Source organism: Pseudomonas sp. MNR3A (assembly GCF_009650575.1).
GTDB classification, from domain to species: domain Bacteria; phylum Pseudomonadota; class Gammaproteobacteria; order Pseudomonadales; family Pseudomonadaceae; genus Aquipseudomonas; species Aquipseudomonas machongensis.
Map to the genome: position 1 here is coordinate 473,917 of NZ_VZZS01000016.1, position 15,824 is coordinate 489,740.

15 protein-coding genes are annotated in these 15,824 nt (G+C 64.7%); 13 read left to right on the top strand and 2 right to left on the bottom strand.

What is annotated here, in order from left to right; translation table 11 throughout:
• Positions 1 to 107 precede the first annotated feature (107 nt).
• Positions 108 to 1,259, top strand: a complete 1,152-nt coding sequence (locus tag F6X62_RS13745; RefSeq protein ID WP_153773842.1) for a DUF1624 domain-containing protein — start codon at positions 108 to 110, stop codon at positions 1,257 to 1,259.
• 54 nt (positions 1,260 to 1,313) lie between these two features.
• The gene (locus F6X62_RS13750) at positions 1,314 to 1,469 is read left to right on the top strand and encodes a hypothetical protein (protein WP_153773843.1); all 156 of its coding nucleotides are present in this window, start codon (positions 1,314 to 1,316) and stop codon (positions 1,467 to 1,469) included.
• 18 nt (positions 1,470 to 1,487) lie between these two features.
• Here the strand turns inward: F6X62_RS13750 and F6X62_RS13755 are convergent, their stop codons facing one another.
• Positions 1,488 to 1,826, bottom strand: coding sequence for a hypothetical protein (locus tag F6X62_RS13755; protein WP_153773844.1), 339 nt, complete (start codon positions 1,824 to 1,826; stop codon positions 1,488 to 1,490).
• Between the two features lie 178 nt (positions 1,827 to 2,004).
• Here F6X62_RS13755 and F6X62_RS13760 point away from each other — a divergent pair, with 178 nt between their 5' ends.
• From F6X62_RS13760 to F6X62_RS13795, 8 genes are all read left to right on the top strand, one after another.
• Positions 2,005 to 2,484 carry a hypothetical protein gene (locus F6X62_RS13760; RefSeq protein ID WP_054895586.1) on the top strand — a complete coding sequence of 160 codons (480 nt, stop codon included), beginning with the start codon at positions 2,005 to 2,007 and terminating at the stop codon, positions 2,482 to 2,484.
• 91 nt (positions 2,485 to 2,575) lie between these two features.
• Complete coding sequence (locus F6X62_RS13765) at positions 2,576 to 4,150, top strand: diguanylate cyclase (protein WP_125931720.1); 1,575 nt, start codon at positions 2,576 to 2,578, stop codon at positions 4,148 to 4,150.
• A 64-nt stretch (positions 4,151 to 4,214) separates the two neighbouring features.
• Positions 4,215 to 5,237 carry a UV DNA damage repair endonuclease UvsE gene (uvsE, locus tag F6X62_RS13770; RefSeq protein ID WP_153773845.1) on the top strand — a complete coding sequence of 341 codons (1,023 nt, stop codon included), beginning with the start codon at positions 4,215 to 4,217 and terminating at the stop codon, positions 5,235 to 5,237.
• 83 nt (positions 5,238 to 5,320) lie between these two features.
• Positions 5,321 to 5,668 (top strand): hypothetical protein, encoded by a 348-nt coding sequence (locus F6X62_RS13775; protein WP_054895589.1) that lies wholly within the window; start codon positions 5,321 to 5,323, stop codon positions 5,666 to 5,668.
• Positions 5,669 to 6,122: 454 nt separating this feature from the next.
• Positions 6,123 to 6,635 (top strand): formaldehyde-activating enzyme, encoded by a 513-nt coding sequence (gene fae / locus F6X62_RS13780; protein ID WP_153773846.1) that lies wholly within the window; start codon positions 6,123 to 6,125, stop codon positions 6,633 to 6,635.
• Positions 6,636 to 6,644: 9 nt separating this feature from the next.
• Positions 6,645 to 7,679, top strand: a complete 1,035-nt coding sequence (locus F6X62_RS13785) for an aldo/keto reductase (RefSeq protein WP_153773847.1) — start codon at positions 6,645 to 6,647, stop codon at positions 7,677 to 7,679.
• Positions 7,676 to 9,115, top strand: a complete 1,440-nt coding sequence (locus F6X62_RS13790; protein WP_153773848.1) for an NAD-dependent succinate-semialdehyde dehydrogenase — start codon at positions 7,676 to 7,678, stop codon at positions 9,113 to 9,115. Before F6X62_RS13785 ends, F6X62_RS13790 begins: the two co-directional genes overlap by 4 nt.
• Positions 9,116 to 9,212: 97 nt before the next feature.
• Complete coding sequence (locus F6X62_RS13795) at positions 9,213 to 10,562, top strand: MFS transporter (RefSeq protein WP_153773849.1); 1,350 nt, start codon at positions 9,213 to 9,215, stop codon at positions 10,560 to 10,562.
• Between the two features lie 52 nt (positions 10,563 to 10,614).
• On the opposite strand, the gene F6X62_RS13800 is transcribed toward F6X62_RS13795, so the two are convergent.
• Positions 10,615 to 11,490, bottom strand: coding sequence for a LysR substrate-binding domain-containing protein (locus tag F6X62_RS13800; RefSeq protein WP_125929716.1), 876 nt, complete (start codon positions 11,488 to 11,490; stop codon positions 10,615 to 10,617).
• A 200-nt stretch (positions 11,491 to 11,690) separates the two neighbouring features.
• Between F6X62_RS13800 and F6X62_RS13805 the strand changes: the two genes are divergently transcribed.
• The 3 genes from F6X62_RS13805 to aldA all read left to right on the top strand — a co-directional run bounded on the left by F6X62_RS13805 (position 11,691) and on the right by aldA (position 15,792).
• Positions 11,691 to 12,860: a porin gene (locus F6X62_RS13805; protein WP_153773850.1), complete on the top strand. Its 1,170-nt coding sequence runs from the start codon at positions 11,691 to 11,693 to the stop codon at positions 12,858 to 12,860.
• A 47-nt stretch (positions 12,861 to 12,907) separates the two neighbouring features.
• Complete coding sequence (locus F6X62_RS13810) at positions 12,908 to 13,846, top strand: LysR substrate-binding domain-containing protein (RefSeq protein ID WP_065862679.1); 939 nt, start codon at positions 12,908 to 12,910, stop codon at positions 13,844 to 13,846.
• A gap of 521 nt (positions 13,847 to 14,367) precedes the next feature.
• Positions 14,368 to 15,792 (top strand): aldehyde dehydrogenase, encoded by a 1,425-nt coding sequence (gene aldA / locus F6X62_RS13815; RefSeq protein ID WP_153773851.1) that lies wholly within the window; start codon positions 14,368 to 14,370, stop codon positions 15,790 to 15,792.
• Positions 15,793 to 15,824: the final 32 nt, after the last annotated feature.

Below are 15,824 nucleotides of genomic sequence, written 5' to 3' on the forward strand. Positions count from 1 at the left end.
AGAACCTGTGGGAGCGGGCTCGTCCCGCGATAGGGCCCGGCAAATCACCACAACAGCAGAGATATAAGATAACATTCCAAACTCAACTCAACTTCACCTCAAGCCCCATGCCATCCACCCCACCCTCCTCCCGCCTGCACAGCATCGACGCCCTGCGCGGCCTGGTCATCTTGTTCATGCTACTGGACCACGTGCGCGAAACCTTCTTCCTGCATCGCCAGGTCAGCGACCCGATGACCATCGACGCCACCGAGCCCGCACTGTTCGCCAGCCGCACCCTCGCTCATCTGTGTGCCCCGGTGTTCGTCATGCTGACCGGCTTGAGCGCCTGGCTCTACGGCGAAAAGCACCAGGGCCTGGGCGATGTCTCGGCGTTCCTGTTCAAGCGCGGGCTGTTCCTGGTGGTGCTGGAGTTCACCCTGGTCAACTTCGCCTGGACCTTCCAGCTGCCGCCCAGCGTGATCTACCTGCAAGTGATCTGGGCGATCGGCCTGAGCATGATCGTCCTGTCGCTGCTGGTGTGGCTGCCGCGCCCGTTGCTGATGGCCCTGGGTGTAATCATCATCGCCGGCCACAACCTGCTCGACGGCCTGCACTTTGCCCCCGGTACGCCGCTGCACGCACCCTGGGCGATTCTGCATGATCGCGGCTGGCTCGAGGTGTCGCAGAACCTGCGCCTGCGGACCTCCTATCCACTGCTGCCCTGGATCGGCGTGATCGCCGTGGGCTATGCATTGGGGCCATGGTTCGCGCGTGGCAGCGATACCGCCAAGCGCCAGCGTCAGTTGTTGTTCGCCGGTAGCGCTGCGCTGGTGGGTTTCGTCGCGCTGCGTCTGCTCAACGGCTACGGCGAGGCCCAGTGGCAGCTCTACCCCGCTCTGACGCAGACCCTGATGAGCCTGCTCAACATCACCAAGTACCCACCGTCGCTGCTGTTCCTGCTGCTGACACTGGGTGTCGGCCTGTTGCTGCTGCGAGCCTTCGAACGCGCCGGCCAGGCACGCTGGATCGGCGTGCTGACCGTGTTCGGCAGTGCACCGATGTTCTTCTACCTGCTGCACCTTTACGCGCTGAAAGCCCTCTACCTGGCAAGCGTCGGCCTGTTCGGGCACAACCAGGGCGAGTACTTCGGTTTCGATAGCGTGGGCGCACTGTGGCTGGTTGCAGCGTTGCTGGCCGCCGCCCTGTACTGGCCAGTGCGGCAGTTCGCCGGATTCAAGGCCCGCCGCCGAGACATTCGCTGGCTCAAGTATCTGTGAGCGAAAGCGCCCGAATCGTTTACCATCGCCGCTCCCAACGACGGAAACCCCGAGATGAACAGGATGATTCAGTTCGTGGTGGTGGTCGTGCTCTGCACGGCCATCGGCACGCTCTGCGAACACTTTGGCGTGAACCAGTACCTCAAATGGCTGCTGATGGCCTTGCCCGCGATCGTCTGGGTGCGCTTGCGTAATCCGATGAAGGACTGATCCCGGGCGACCCAGGGTTCAGTAGTTCGAACGGTCGTAGCCCGATCCGTCGGTTGCGCGGATGAACGCGTCGTAGTAACTGACCAGGTTGCTGCCCTTTTCATAAAGGACGGTGGCAAAGTCGCTCGGTGCAACATTGCCCTGTTCCCAGAACCGGTTCATGTCACCGGAAAGCAGGTAGGGCAGGTAGTCTTCGTTGACGGTATCGCTGTGAAGATGCGAGCGGCCGAAGTACAGCGCCGAGATCAGGGCAATCTGATCCTCGGCTTCCAGGTTCGATAGAAACGCCTGGGCGTCTTCGGACGAAGCGAAGGGCAGCGCCGGCACGATGCCACTAATCAAGTGATCGATATGCATGGAGGTCTCCTTGGTCGGTACGGCCCGTATTAACCGAGCGCAACAGGCCCCACGTCAAAAACGCGGTGTTGAGCCTCTACCTGGCAGCGCAGGACACTTGCCCACGACCTTTCCCACACTGCCGTGCCTGCGGGCCTTGCAGTAAACTCACTTCCCTCGAACCTCCAGAGCCACCCCCATGCCTCGCCTGCCGAAACTGCTGCTGCCCTTGCTGTTGCTCGCCACCCTCGCCGCCTGCGACCAGAAACCCACCCGCGAAGAGCGGATCCTGGCCAACCTGCCGCTGCAGGAAGCCTACGACCACAACATCGAGCGCATGGCCCAACTGCTGGCGATGACCCACCCGCAGGTGCCGCAGGACAAGATCAAGGACGTGCTGCGCAAGCACCTGACCGTCGACGACCAACGCAAGGACCTGTTCAAGCTCTACAGCGAGAAGAACTTCAGCGATGCCGAGTTCGACACCATCGTTGCCGCCACCCAGGACCCGCAGAAAGCCCGGCAGCTGGGCGAGAGCGAGGAAGGCAAGCGCCTGAGCGAGAAACTTACCGGTTTGATGCGCGCCACAGCGCAGGACAAACACGTACAGGCATTGGCTGAAGAACGCATGCAGCAGGTGGAAGACGAACTGTCGGAGCTGAGTGCACCCGGCAAATGAAATCCGCTCGCGGCTCGTTCGTTTCGCCCCGTAGCTGACTGCACGCATTCCGAGTAATGTTGCGCAAATCGACTTCCCAGTGAGTTCCGGATTGCCACACGCCAAGAAAGGCCTGCGCCTGGACCTGCGCACGCTCATCCTCCTGTTGTCGACACTCACCGCCGTGGTGATGTTGCTGACCAGCTACTTCGCCAGCTATCGGGTGCAGCGACAATTGCTGATCGATCACTCCCTGGAATCGAACTTGGTATATGCAGCCAAGCTGGCCTCGATCACCGAACTGTTCCTGGAGGGCGCGCTCAAGCAGCTCGCGTTCAGTGCCGACACCAGCGGAGGGACGCTTGACGACACGGCCCGCCTGCAACGCGAAAGTGAACGCCTGCTGGCCCAGAGCAATGCCTTCAACTCCACCTTCTTCGTTGACAGCGAAGGTGTCCTGCGGGCGATCTCGCCCGCGCCCCTGCGCACCATGCTCGGACAACACCTGGAAACGCCGGGGTCACTGGAAGCGCTGCGTGAGCGCCGGGCGCTGATCTCGACGCCGTTCATTTCCAAGGCCAACAACCTGGTGGTGGTCGCCTCGCAGCCGATCTTCGCCAAGGACGGGCGCTACCTGGGTTATGTCGGCGGCAGCCTCTATCTGCGCCAGCACAACATCTTCAACAGCCTGCTGGGCGAACATTTCTATCAGGATGGCTCCTACCTCTACGTGGTCGATCACAACCGCCGCCTGCTCTATCATCCCGACGCCGAACGGGTGGGCACGGTGGTGAATGACAACCCGCTGATCAATCAATTGCACCAAAAGCGCAGCGGCACCCAACAGTTCACCAACAGCCTGGGCAAGGAAATGATCGCAGGCTTCGCCACCGTGCCGATCAGCGGCTGGGGCATCGTCGCCCAGCAGCCGCTGGCACAGACCGTGCAACCGTCGCAGCGACTGATCCTCAACGTGGTCGGCATTTCCGTACCGCTTGCCCTGCTCGGCGGCCTTGCCCTGTGGTGGCTCGCGCTGACCATCACCCGACCGCTCTGGCAACTGGCTGCCGGCGCCCGCAGCCTGGACAAGGCCGACACCCAAGAGCGCATCCATGCCGTGCGTGCCTGGTATTTCGAGGCCGCCGAGCTCAAGCGCGCCCTGCTGTTCGGGTTGAACCTGTTGCAGGAGCGCATCGGGCGCCTGAACCGCGATGTACAGACCGACCCGCTCACCGGCCTTGGCAACCGTCGCCACCTGGACCTGAGCTTGTCGCTGCTGCAGGCCGATAACCGCAGCTTCTGCGTCATCGTCCTGGATATCGATCACTTCAAGCGAATCAACGACCAGCATGGCCACGACATCGGCGACCAGGTACTGCGCTCGCTGGCCGAGCTGATGCGCACCTGTTGCCGCGAAGGCGATGTGCTGTGCCGCATCGGCGGCGAGGAGTTCCTCATGCTGCTGCCCGGTGCCAGCCTGGACGTGGCAATGAATGTCGCCGAACGCCTGCGCCGGATCGTCGCCGAAACACCGATCGCCCCAGTGGGTACGGTGACCATCTCGCTGGGGGTCGCGCATTGTGCAAGCGACGAACAAGATCCGGCGCTGGCCCTGAACCAGGCCGACCGCGCCCTCTACGTCGCCAAGCGCAGCGGCCGCAACCGCGTGGAAGCGAGCCAGGCCTGATCGCGCGGATCGCTTGCCGCCATGCCGCTGTCCAAGCTGACCGTACCCCTTCAGGAAATGTCCCATGCCGCGCCTCGGTTTCGCTTGCCAGTACCGCCATCCTCACCGCGACCAATCGATCAAGACGCTGGAGGCCATCGAACGCGCCTTCAATCCGCGCACCACCACGCTGCGGTGGCTGTCTGGCGCGACCCAGGAAGCGGCACGTGCCAAGTTGCTGGAGCTGGTGGAGCACAACCTCGATGCCCAACTGCGCCTGCTCGGCTATGTGGCCGAGCTGCCGCCGATGTTGCACATGATGCGTCTGTCCAGCGACCTGCTGCCGCTGTACAGCCACCCCGAGGTGGCCGCCTTCTACCGCGACCCACCCGTCCAGGCGATGCTGGAGCAACGCTTCGCGCGCATCGGCGATTTCGCCCGAGCGCACGACATCCGACTGTCGTTCCATCCCGGCCAGTACTGCGTGCTCGGCTCGGACCGCCCCGAAGTGGTCGAGAACAGCCTGGCCGAGTTCGAGTACCACGCCGACATGATCCGCATGATGGGCTACGGCCGGCGCTTCCAGGACTTCAAGTGCAATATCCATATCGCCGGTCGCCTGGGTGCAGCGGGCGTGCGCGCGGTCTGGCCGCGACTGTCGCAGGAGGCGCGTAATGTCATCACGTTCGAGAACGACGAAAAGACCTATGGCGTGGACGATTGCCTGGCCCTGGCCGACCTTGCGCCTGTGGTGCTCGACATCCATCACTGCTGGATCCATGAAAATGACTACATCGACCCGCGCGACCCGCGGGTTGCGCGGATCATCGACAGCTGGCGCGGCGTGCGGCCGACCATGCACTACTCGCAACCACCCGAGCGCCTGCAGGAACTGGGCTTTTGCGCCGGGGAAAAACTGACGATCAACCTGCTGCTCAAGCAGGTCAGCAAGCGCGATCTTTACCAGCACAGCGAACGTATGTGGAACGACTGGACCAATCGCTATGCTCTGCAGTTCATCGAGCGCTTCGACATCATGTTCGAGGCCAAGCACAAGAACCTGGCCACGCTGGATTTCTTCGAGCGCTATATTCAAGCACCCCAGTGACTGCGACCTCCGGTCGATCCATTCGCACATCGACACTGCGCCAAAGCCTTAACAAGGGTAAACCTTTGGACAGGAGATCGACCATGATCGGCAAACGCATACACGCAAGTCTCTTCGCACTGTGTCTGGCCACGGCCGCCCCATTGGCCCTGGCAGCCACCGACATGAACGACCAGCGCGCACCGGGTCAACAGCCCCACGGCAGCGGCACCATGCAGGACAACGGCAGTGGCACTGGCACCGGCAGTGGCTCCGGCACGCCGGGTGACGGCATGGGCTCCGGCAGCGGTGGAACCGATCGCAACGATACCAATGGCACTGGCGGCGACGGCACTCGCAGCGGCTCGACCAGTGGCGGTACCGGCGGCGGCATCGGCGGAGGGGGTTCCGGTGGATCTGGAGGTTCCGGATCGGGCGGCAGCGGCAGCTAGCGCTTTCGCCGCCTGCGGCTCGAAAACCGCAAACCAGCGCAATCCATGTGGGGTCGGCGGTTCGGCGCTCCGACTTGTCCCGCGATCACCGGCAGAGCCGGTGCCATGCACCGCGGTGTGCTTTTCGCGGGCAAGTCGCGGCACCGGATCACCGCTACCAGGGCCTGCGCTGGTCTCCAAGGCGATGGGTCTACAAGGCCCGCTGCACAGCTATGACCTGCCCTCATACCCTCTTGATTTCTTCTCCCTACTGCCTCCCCACGCCGGCCTGATAAAAATCCTCACGACTGGCGACCGCCAGCACTGCTCGCCCAACAACAACAAAGAGCGTCGCGCCATGCCTGCATTGCAGCTATCCCTTCGCCCTTGTTGCGTGCCGAGCACCTGATTTCGCGCCTCGCGCGGCAGGCGCCGCCGAGGCTTCGTTCATCCTGTGAGTGATCGAGGTTTTGTCATGAAGCAACTTGCCCTGTACATCGGCGAAGGTTTCGAAGGTCCCGGCGTCAACGCCGCGCACATCAACATCATGATGGGGCCACGCAACGGCCCGGCCGGCCAGGCCTTCGCCAACAGCCTGGCGTCCCCGAGCCAGGGCCACTGCCCGTTCATGGTCATCGCCCAGCCGAACATCCCGGTCAAACCCATGACCCTGTACGTCAACAAGGCGGTGATCGCCGGCGACCTGCACGCCAACGCCACGTGGGGGGCATCCCAGGCCGGTATCGCCAAGGCGGTCACCGAAGCCTTGCTCGACGGCACCCTGCCGGCCGAAGCCGAGGATGAATGGGCCATCATCACCGCCAACTGGGTCAATCCGGCCTGCGACGACCTCGATGCCGTCTACCTGAACAACTACAACGCCTGCCGCACCGCGATCCGCGCCGCCCTCCAGGGCCTGCCGGCGCGTGCGCAGCTGGCCGATGTAGTCAATCAGATCGCCAACCCCTTCTACACCCCGAAAGCCTGAGGTCCGATCATGCAATACATTCGTCTGGGCCACTCCGGCCTGCAGGTTTCCAAGCTGTGCCTCGGCACCATGAACATGGGCACCCCGCAGTGGAAGCCGTGGATCTTCGACGAGGCGGCCAGCGAGCCGATCGTGCGCCACGCGCTGGACAAAGGGGTCAACTTCATCGACCTGGCCGACTTCTATTCCGCCGGCGTCGGCGAGGAAGTGGTCGGGCGTATCCTCAAGCGCCTGGTACGGCGTGACGACGTGGTAGTGACGACGAAGGTCGGTTACGGCACACGCAGCGGCATCAACGCCAGTGGCCATTCGCGCAAGCACATCCTCGACGGCATCGACGCCTCGCTGCAGCGCGCCGGCATGGATTACTTCGACGTCTACATGCTGCATTTCTTCGACGTGAACACCCCCGTCGAAGAAACCATGGAAGCGCTCAACGATATCGTCCGCGCCGGCAAGGCCCGTTACATCGGGGTCTCGACCATGCTCACCGGGCAACTGGCGAAAATCCTCCTGGCCTGCGAGCGCCATGGTTGGGCCAAGCCGATCAACATGCAGTTGCAGCTCAACTGCGCCTACCGCGAAGAAGAACGCGAGATGATCCCGTTCTGCCGCGACCAGGGCCTGGGCGTCTCGGTGTTCAGCCCGCTGGCCCGCGGCCTGCTCACTGGCGACGTCCAGTCGACCCGCAACCAGACCGACTTCTTCACCCAGCAGATGTACAGCGACGAAGCCTCGTTCGCCATCGCCCGTTCGGTACAGCGCGTGGCCCAGCGTCACGGCGTGTCCAACGCCCAGGTGGCCCAGGCCTGGGTCCTGCAACACCCGGGCGTGGACAGCATGCTGGTCGGCGCCGACTCCACCGCGCAATTCGACAGCGCCCTCGCGGCCCTGGACATGCGCCTGGACGAAGAAGACCTGTACGAACTGGAGCGCAACTACACGCCCTGCGACCTGATCAACGACTACACCGCCGGCAAGCGCATCCTGCGCGTCGGACGTCCGCCACGTGGCGACTTCGCGATCCAGGAGGCGGTGGCATGAGTACGTTGCTCAAGGCGGGTCACTACATCGACGGGCAATGGCTCAGTGGCGCTGCCACCTATCCAGTGCTCAACCCGGCCACCGGTGAAACCCTCGCCCAGGTGCCGCGCGGCGGCGCCGAGGAAACCCAGGCGGCCATCGCTGCTGCCGAACGCGCCCTGCCCGCCTGGCGAGGCAAGCTGGCCAAGGAGCGTGCGCAGATCCTGCGCCGTTGGTCTGAGCTGATGCTCGAGCAGCGCGACGCCCTCGCCACCCTGCTAAGCCGCGAGCAAGGCAAGCCGCTGGCCGAAGCCAAGGGCGAAGTGGCCTATGCAGCAAGCTTTCTCGAATGGTTCGCCGAGGAAGGTCGACGCGTGTACGGCGACGTCATTCCTACCCCCAAGGCCGACGCGCGGGTGCTGGTGACCAAGGAGCCAATCGGCGTGGTGGCGGCGATCACGCCATGGAACTTCCCGCTGGCGATGGTCACCCGCAAGGTCGGCCCGGCCCTGGCGGCCGGCTGCACGCTGATCCTCAAGCCCTCCGAAGAGACGCCACTGTCGGCCTTCGCCCTGGCGCTGCTGGCCGAACAGGCCGGCGTACCGGCAGGTGTGTTCAACATCGTTTCCGGCGACGCCCCGGCCATCGGTGGCGCCCTGCAGGCCTCCACCGTGGTGCGCAAGCTGTCGTTCACCGGCTCCACCCGCACTGGCAAGCTGCTGATGCGCCAGGCCGCCGACACCTTGAAAAAGGTCTCGCTGGAACTGGGCGGCAATGCCCCGTTCATCGTCTTCGACGATGCCGACCTCGACGCCGCCGTGCGCGGAGCGATGGCCTCGAAGTTCCGCAATACCGGGCAGACCTGCGTATGCGTCAACCGCTTCTATATCCAGGACGGTGTGTACGAAGCCTTCACCCGCAAGCTCGCCGAAGCCGTGCAGGCCTTGCGCGTCGGTGAGGCGCTGCAGGGCGAGACCGAGCAAGGGCCGCTGATCAACGCTGCGGCCCTGGCCAAGGTCGAGCAGCACGTGGGCGATGCCCTGGAGCACGGCGCACGCCTGCTCTGTGGTGGCCGTCGGCATGCGCTGGGCGGCACCTTCTACGAGCCGACGGTGCTGGCCGAAGCCACTACAGAGATGCTGATCGCCAACGAGGAGACCTTCGGCCCGGTGGCTGCCTGCTTCCGTTTCCAGGATGAAGCCCAGGTCCTGCGCCTGGCCAACGACACGCCCTATGGACTGTCGGCGTACTTCTACAGCCGCGACATCGGCCGTGTCTGGCGTATGGCCGAGGGCCTGGAGGCCGGGATCGTCGGCGTCAACGAAGGGATCATCTCCACCGAGGTGGCGCCGTTTGGTGGCATCAAGGAGTCGGGCATGGGCCGCGAAGGCTCCAGGTACGGCCTGGAGGATTACCTGGAGATCAAGTACGTGCTGATGGGTGGGCTGAACAGCTGATCCAGCCCTGTAGACGCGGCCTTGTGCCGCGTCTACACGTATCGCGCGCGACTCAGAGCAACGCCCCTGACCCAAACAATAACAACGAGGTGTCAACATGACGGGACAGACAATCAAGATCGACGACCTGCCGATCGGACGTTTTCATATCAAGATCGCCGGTCTGACCTTCGGCGCGCATTTTACCGACGGCTATATCCTCGGCCTGATCGGCATCGCCTTTACCCTGATCAATCCGCAGATGCAGTTGAGCCCGTTCTGGCAAGGACTGATCGGCGCCTCGGCGCTGCTCGGGCTGTTTCTGGGCAGCCTGTTCTTCGGCTGGATCTCCGACCGATTGGGGCGGCAAAAAATTTTCCTGATCAGTTTCGTGCTGATCACCCTCGCCTCGGTGATGCAGTTCTTCGTCGAGACGGCGACGCAGCTGTTCCTCTGCAGGGTATTGATCGGCATCGGGCTTGGCGGCGACTTCAGCGTCGGCCACGCCATGCTCGCCGAGTTCTCGCCACGCAAGCACCGTGGCGTGCTGCTGGGCTCGTTCAGCGTGATCTGGACCTTCGGCTATGTCGCCGCGACTTTCGTCGGCACCGCCCTGCTGCCCCTGGGCGACGACGCCTGGCGCTGGATGCTGGCGTCCTCGGCCATTCCGGCAGCCATGATCCTCATCGCCCGCATCGGCACACCGGAATCGCCACGCTGGCTGATGCACCAGGGCCGCGCCGAGGAAGCCCGGGCCATCGTGCGCAAGCACCTGGGTGCCAACGTGGTGCTCGACGACGAAATCGCCCGCCCCAGCCACAGCGGTTTCGCCGCGCTGTTCAGCCGTGAGTACCGCAAGCGCACAGCGTTCAACTGCCTGTTCTTCATCTGCATCGTCATGCCTTACTTCGCCATCTACACCTTCCTGCCGGCGATCCTGCAGAAGATGGGGCTGGCCGAAGGCTTCGGCACCGAGATGATGCTCAATGCCCTGCTGATCGTCGGCGCGCTGCTGGGGATCTGGTGCACCATCAAGTTCAGCCGCCGAGGCTTTTTGATCAACAGCTTCCTGATCCTGGCGGCGGCGCTGTTCCTGCTGGTGCTGATGCCGAGCAGCATGGCCTGGGCGATGGTGGCGCTGTTCGGGCTGTTCACCCTGGTGCTGTCGGCGGTGAGCAACTTGGTCGGGGTGTACCCGGCCGAGAGCTTCCCCACCGAAGTGCGCGCCAGCGGCATCGGCCTGGCCACTGCAGCAAGCCGGTTGGGATCGGCGATCAGTACCTTCCTGTTGCCGGTGAGCGTGGCTGGGCTCGGCCTTAACCCGACCATGGCGATCCTCGCCGGGATCCTGCTGTTCGGGGCGCTGGTGTCGATGGCCTGGGCACCGGAGACCAAGAGCCTGTCGTTGGCCGAGGCCTGTCGTGGCGAGGAGAACCCGGCGCCTGCGGGCAAGGTGGCGGCGGTCTGATCGGACAGTGTTGGCTTCTTCGCGGCAAGCCCGCGAAGAAGACGCCGCAATCTCAAGGATTGCTCACCACTGCCAGCCAATCGGCAAAGCGCTCCACCTTGGACAACCCGCGCTTGTCGCCCGGCACCTCCAGCCAATAGCCATAAGGCCCGATCACCTCCACCGGGGTGATCGGCACAAGGCTGCCGCTGGCCAGTTCGCGCTCGATCATCTGCCGGTCGATCACCGCCAGGCCGCCGCCGGCCAGCGCGGTATGGATCACCTGGTCCAGGGTGCTGAACTCGATACCGCTGTCGGCATCGACATCGCTGCGCCCGGTGGCCGCCAGCCAGTTCTCCCACACCCGCAGGCGGCGCCCTTCATGGAGAATGTGCAACAGCGGGTGATCGCGCAGGCACGGCTCGCGGCCGTCCTGGAACAGCTCGGGGCTGGCCACGGCGATGTGCCGTTCCATCACCAGCAAGCGGCGGTTGCCCGTGCCCTCGCCTTCGCGGCTGAACAGGATGCGGCAATCGAGTTCGCCGGGGTGCTCGTCGTCACGCTGGCTGGTGACGCTGAGGCTGATGTCCGGATAGCGCTGCATGAAGCCGCGCAGGCGTGGCGACAGCCAGCGGGTGGCCCAGGTCGGTGGCGCGAGGATGCGCAGACGCTGGCGCAGATTGGGCACGCGCACCGCCTCCAGCGCCCGCTCGATGCGATCGAAGGCCTCGCCCAGGTGCGGGGCCAGGGCGTTGCCGGCGTCGGTCAGGGTCAAACCGCGCGGCCCCCGAACGAACAGCACCACGCCCAGGTAATCCTCCAGCTGCTTGATCTGTCGGCTGATGGCGCCCTGGGTGACGTTCAGCGCATCGGCGGCGCGATTGAAGCTGCGGTGGCGGGCAACTTCCTCGAAGACCTTGAGCATGTTCAAAGGCGGCAGGGTGCGCATGGTGGGGCTCTGCTGATCGTTGTTTTTGTAGGGCGATTCTACAGGCGTGCGACTGCCTGCAAACATGCGTTTTTCTCGGGTTACCGCTGCGTAATGCTCGTTTGTGCCGGGGCACAGGCGTTGGATAGGGTCGCCCCAATCGCGGGACAAGTCGCAGCGGCCCCAATAACGACAAGAAACCACCAAAGGTGCCTCCACCCATGCCCGCACTTCCGTTGCGTCACACCCTGCTTCCCGCCCTGCTGACCCTCAGCGCCGCCGCCCACGCCGTGCCGATCACCGAGAACCTCGACGTCGGCGGTGCGATCCGCGCACGCTTCGACCACGACCCCGACCGCAAGATCGACAAGGCCGGCCTGGACACCATCATGCTGCGCGCCAACTACGATTCGGACAGCTGGATCGGCGCCGTGCGCTACCGCTTCTATGGCAAGGCCTACCCCTACCAGTACACCGACAAGGTCGGCGACATCCAGTTCGCCGAGTACGCCTGGGTCGGCTACAAGTTCGACGAGAACCGCCAGGTCCAAGTCGGCCTGAACAAGATCCCCTTCGGCCTGCAGCCGTACTTCGGCAGCACCTTCTACGAGACCCTCGGCAACGTCATCGGGCTCGAGGACGTCGAGGCGGTGGGCGCCAAGTACATCCACCAGCAAGGCGACTGGAACCTGCAACTGGGTCTCTACGGACGCCCCGCCTGGCCTGGCCGCGGCACCAGCAACGGCACCACCTACTCCAGCGTGGTGACCTCGGCCGACGACTATGTCGCCAACGGCAGCCGCAACCAGGAGCGCCAGATCGCCGTGGCGCGCCTGGCGCGCTCGTTCAAGCTCGGCGACTGGCAGTCCGAGGCCGGCATCTCGGGCCTGACCTCGCGCCTGGAAAACCGCGACACCCACGACGACGGCCGGCGCAATGTGATCGGCGTGCACTACCTGGGCAAGAACGGCCCCTGGGGCGTGCAGATGCTTGCCGCGCGCCAGCAGATGTCACCACGCAACCCGGACAACAGCGAGCGGGTGAGTTTCGGTGGCTACGACGGCACCTACAACGTCGCCAGTCGCGGTAACCTGTACGTCGGCGACCTCAGCTACAGCGTGCCCGGCACCTTTCTCGGCGACTGGGTCAGCGGAGTCACGCTGTATGGCAACTACAGCCGCTTCGACAAGTCCGCCAGCGGCTTCGACAGCTCCGAACGCTTCATCCTCGGCACCTCGTTCTCGGTGCGCAGCTTCTACATCGCGGTGGAGTGGCTCAACGGACGCAACGACCCGTACATCGGCGGCAGCAGCTACACCGAAAGCCTCGCCCAGGGCGGCACCGACCATTGGGAGAACCAGCTTTACATGAACATCGGCTATTACTTCTGAAACCCCGGGCCGCTGTGCGGCCCCACTCCCACCAGGAGACCCGGCGAGTGAAACGCAAGATCCCGGCACTCAACGCCCTCAAAGCCTTCGAGGTGGCCGGCAGCACCGGCAGCTTCACCCGCGCCGCTGAACTGCTCAATGTCACCCAGAGCGCGGTCAGCCGCCAGGTGCGTCAGCTTGAAGAGCAGCTTGGCGAATCGCTGTTGCAGCGCCGCCACCATCACCTGCAGCTCACCGACGCCGGGCGTACGCTGCTCAATGCACTGCAGCAATCGTTCGACCGCATCGAGCTGACCGTACGCGGCATCCAGCAACGCCAGCACCCCACGCGCATCCGCCTCAACGCCCCACCAACCTTTGCCAGCCGCTGGCTGCTGCCGCGCCTTGGGCGCCTGCGCGAGGCGTGTCCGGGCCTGGAGGTGACGCTGACGACCCAACTGCAGGACAACCTCGCGGAAATCGCCACGCTCGACTGCGCGATCCGTTTCGGCAATGGCGAATGGGACGGCCTGGACAGTTCACTGTTGATGCACGAACGGCACATCGCGGTGTGCTCGCCCTCGCTGCTGGCACAGCAGGAGGAGCGCCGGGTCGACCTGCATCACATGACCTTGCTGCATGTCCTGGCCCGCGAGGACCAACGCTTCCTGACCTGGCGCCACTGGCTGGACGCCGCCAGGATCCAGGGCGTGGACCTGCGTGGCGGCTATGAATTCGACCTGCTGGACATGGCCATCCGCGCCGCCATCGACGGGCTCGGCATCACCATCGCCGACCGGCAGATGGTCGCCAGGGAGCTGGCTGCCGGGCAACTGGTGCAGGTGCTGGACGTGCAGGTCGACGGCCACCAGTCGTACTGGTTCGTGACCCGACCGGACCAGCAACTGCCCGCGCATGTGGAGCAGTTTCGCGAGTGGCTGATGCAGGAGGTGTGGCTGGCCGAGCGCAACCTGGGCGGCGCCTCCGAGGTGGCAGGCTGCGAATAGGCGGCGCCGCCATCGCGGGGCAAGTCGCGGCGCCGAACCGCCTACAACAGCCCCGCAACTTCTGAATACTGCTTCAGTTACCTGTTGAGCAATTGTCTTGCTCAAAAATCTGAGGCCTGCCCAATCCCTGTGGGAGCGGGTTTACCCGCGAAAAGAACACCGCGGAGCATGGCACCGGCTACGCCGGTGATCGCGGGACAAGCCCGCTCCCACTGGGATTGGGCTGGCCTTGGATTTTTGAGCAAGACAGGTGCCCACAGGTACCGCGCCGATTTCAGAGTCGTTGGGGTACCCGCAGGAGTGGCGGTTCGGCGCCCCGCTTGCCCGCGAAGCAGTCCCCACTACCGCTCAAGTAACATGCGTTTTAAGCACATTACCCCCACGCATTAATCGTTTGTTCCCCGTCCCTGCCTGCGACAAATTGTTCGCCATAACCCACAAGAAAAACCGCTGCGCCAGCGCCGCCCCGTGCCCGCTCGCCAGCCCTTGTGGGCCCGTTCACCCCGCAAGCGGACAATTTCATGCGTACAGAGCACAACTTCATCGACGGTCGCTTCGTCGTCGCCCCCGAGCAACCCGCCCTGAGCGTGTTCGACCCGGCCACCGACGTGCAGGTCGGCAGCGTCAGCGCCGCCAGCCCTGCCCAGGCGATCCAGGCCGTCGAAGCCGCCAGCCGCGCCCAGCGCAGCTGGGCTGCCCTGCCCTCGATCGAGCGTGCCCAGCACCTGCGCCGCCTGGCCGACGCCCTCGAAGCCTGCGCCGAAGACATCGGTGCAGCGCTGGCCTGCGAATCCGGCAAGGCCCCCGGCGAAGCCCGCAACGAGGCGCTGTACGCCGCCGAGATCACCCGTTACCACGCCGAATGGGCACGCCGCATCGAAGGCGAAGTGATCCCCAGCGACACCCGCGACGAAACCCTCCTGCTCAAGCGCGAAGCCATCGGCGTGGTCGCCTGCCTGATCCCGTTCAACTACCCGGTCTACACCTTGCTGCGCAAGGTTGCCCCGGCGCTGATCGCCGGCAACACCGTCGTCGTGCGCCCAAGCAACAACACCCCGCTGTCGGCCTTCGCCATCGCCCGCGCCGTGCAACAGGCACAACTGCCCGACGGGGTAATCAACATCCTGGCCATGCAGCACGATGTCGCCGCCACCCTCTGCACCCAGCCGGCGGTCGGCATGATCACCCTCACCGGCAGCGTGCGCGCCGGGCGCACGGTGCTCGAATACTGCAAGGCCAACATCGCCAAGCCCTCGCTGGAGCTGGGCGGCAAGACCCCGGCCATCATCGAGGCCGATGCCGACCTGGAAGCGGCAGCCGCCGCCATCGTCGCCTCCAAGACCACCCACTGCGGCCAGCTGTGCACCGCCATCGAACGCGTCTATGTGCAGGCCAGCGTGCACCAGCGCTTCCTCGACCTGCTGCGCGACAAGTTCGCCGCCGTGCGCATCGGCAACCGCGCCGAGGATGCCGCCTGCATGGGCCCGCTGATCAGCGCAGGCTCGCGCGATGAGATCCACGCCAAGGTGCAGCGCGCCGTGGCGGCCGGCGCCCGTATCGAAGCTGGCGGCTACCTGCCCGAGGGCCCAGGCAACTTCTACCCCGCGACCCTGCTCAGCGCTTGCCGCCAGGACATGGAAATCGTCCAGGAAGAGACCTTCGGCCCGGTGCTGCCGGTACTGGCCTACGACACCCTCGACGACGCCCTGGCCATGGCCAACGACCACCAGTTCGGGCTGTCGTCGGTGCTCTACAGCGAGAACTACCGCAGCGCCATGAAGCTGGCCAACGCCATCGAGGCTGGCGAGCTGTACGTCAACCGCACGCCTGCCGACCCGTACCAGGGCTACCACGCCGGCTGGAAACGCTCGGGGTTGGGCGGCGATGACGGCAAGCACGGCATGCTCGAATTCACCCAGACCCGCCTAGTGGTCCTCAAGTACTGACCCCTGCAGGGCACGCGGCCTGCGTGCCCTGC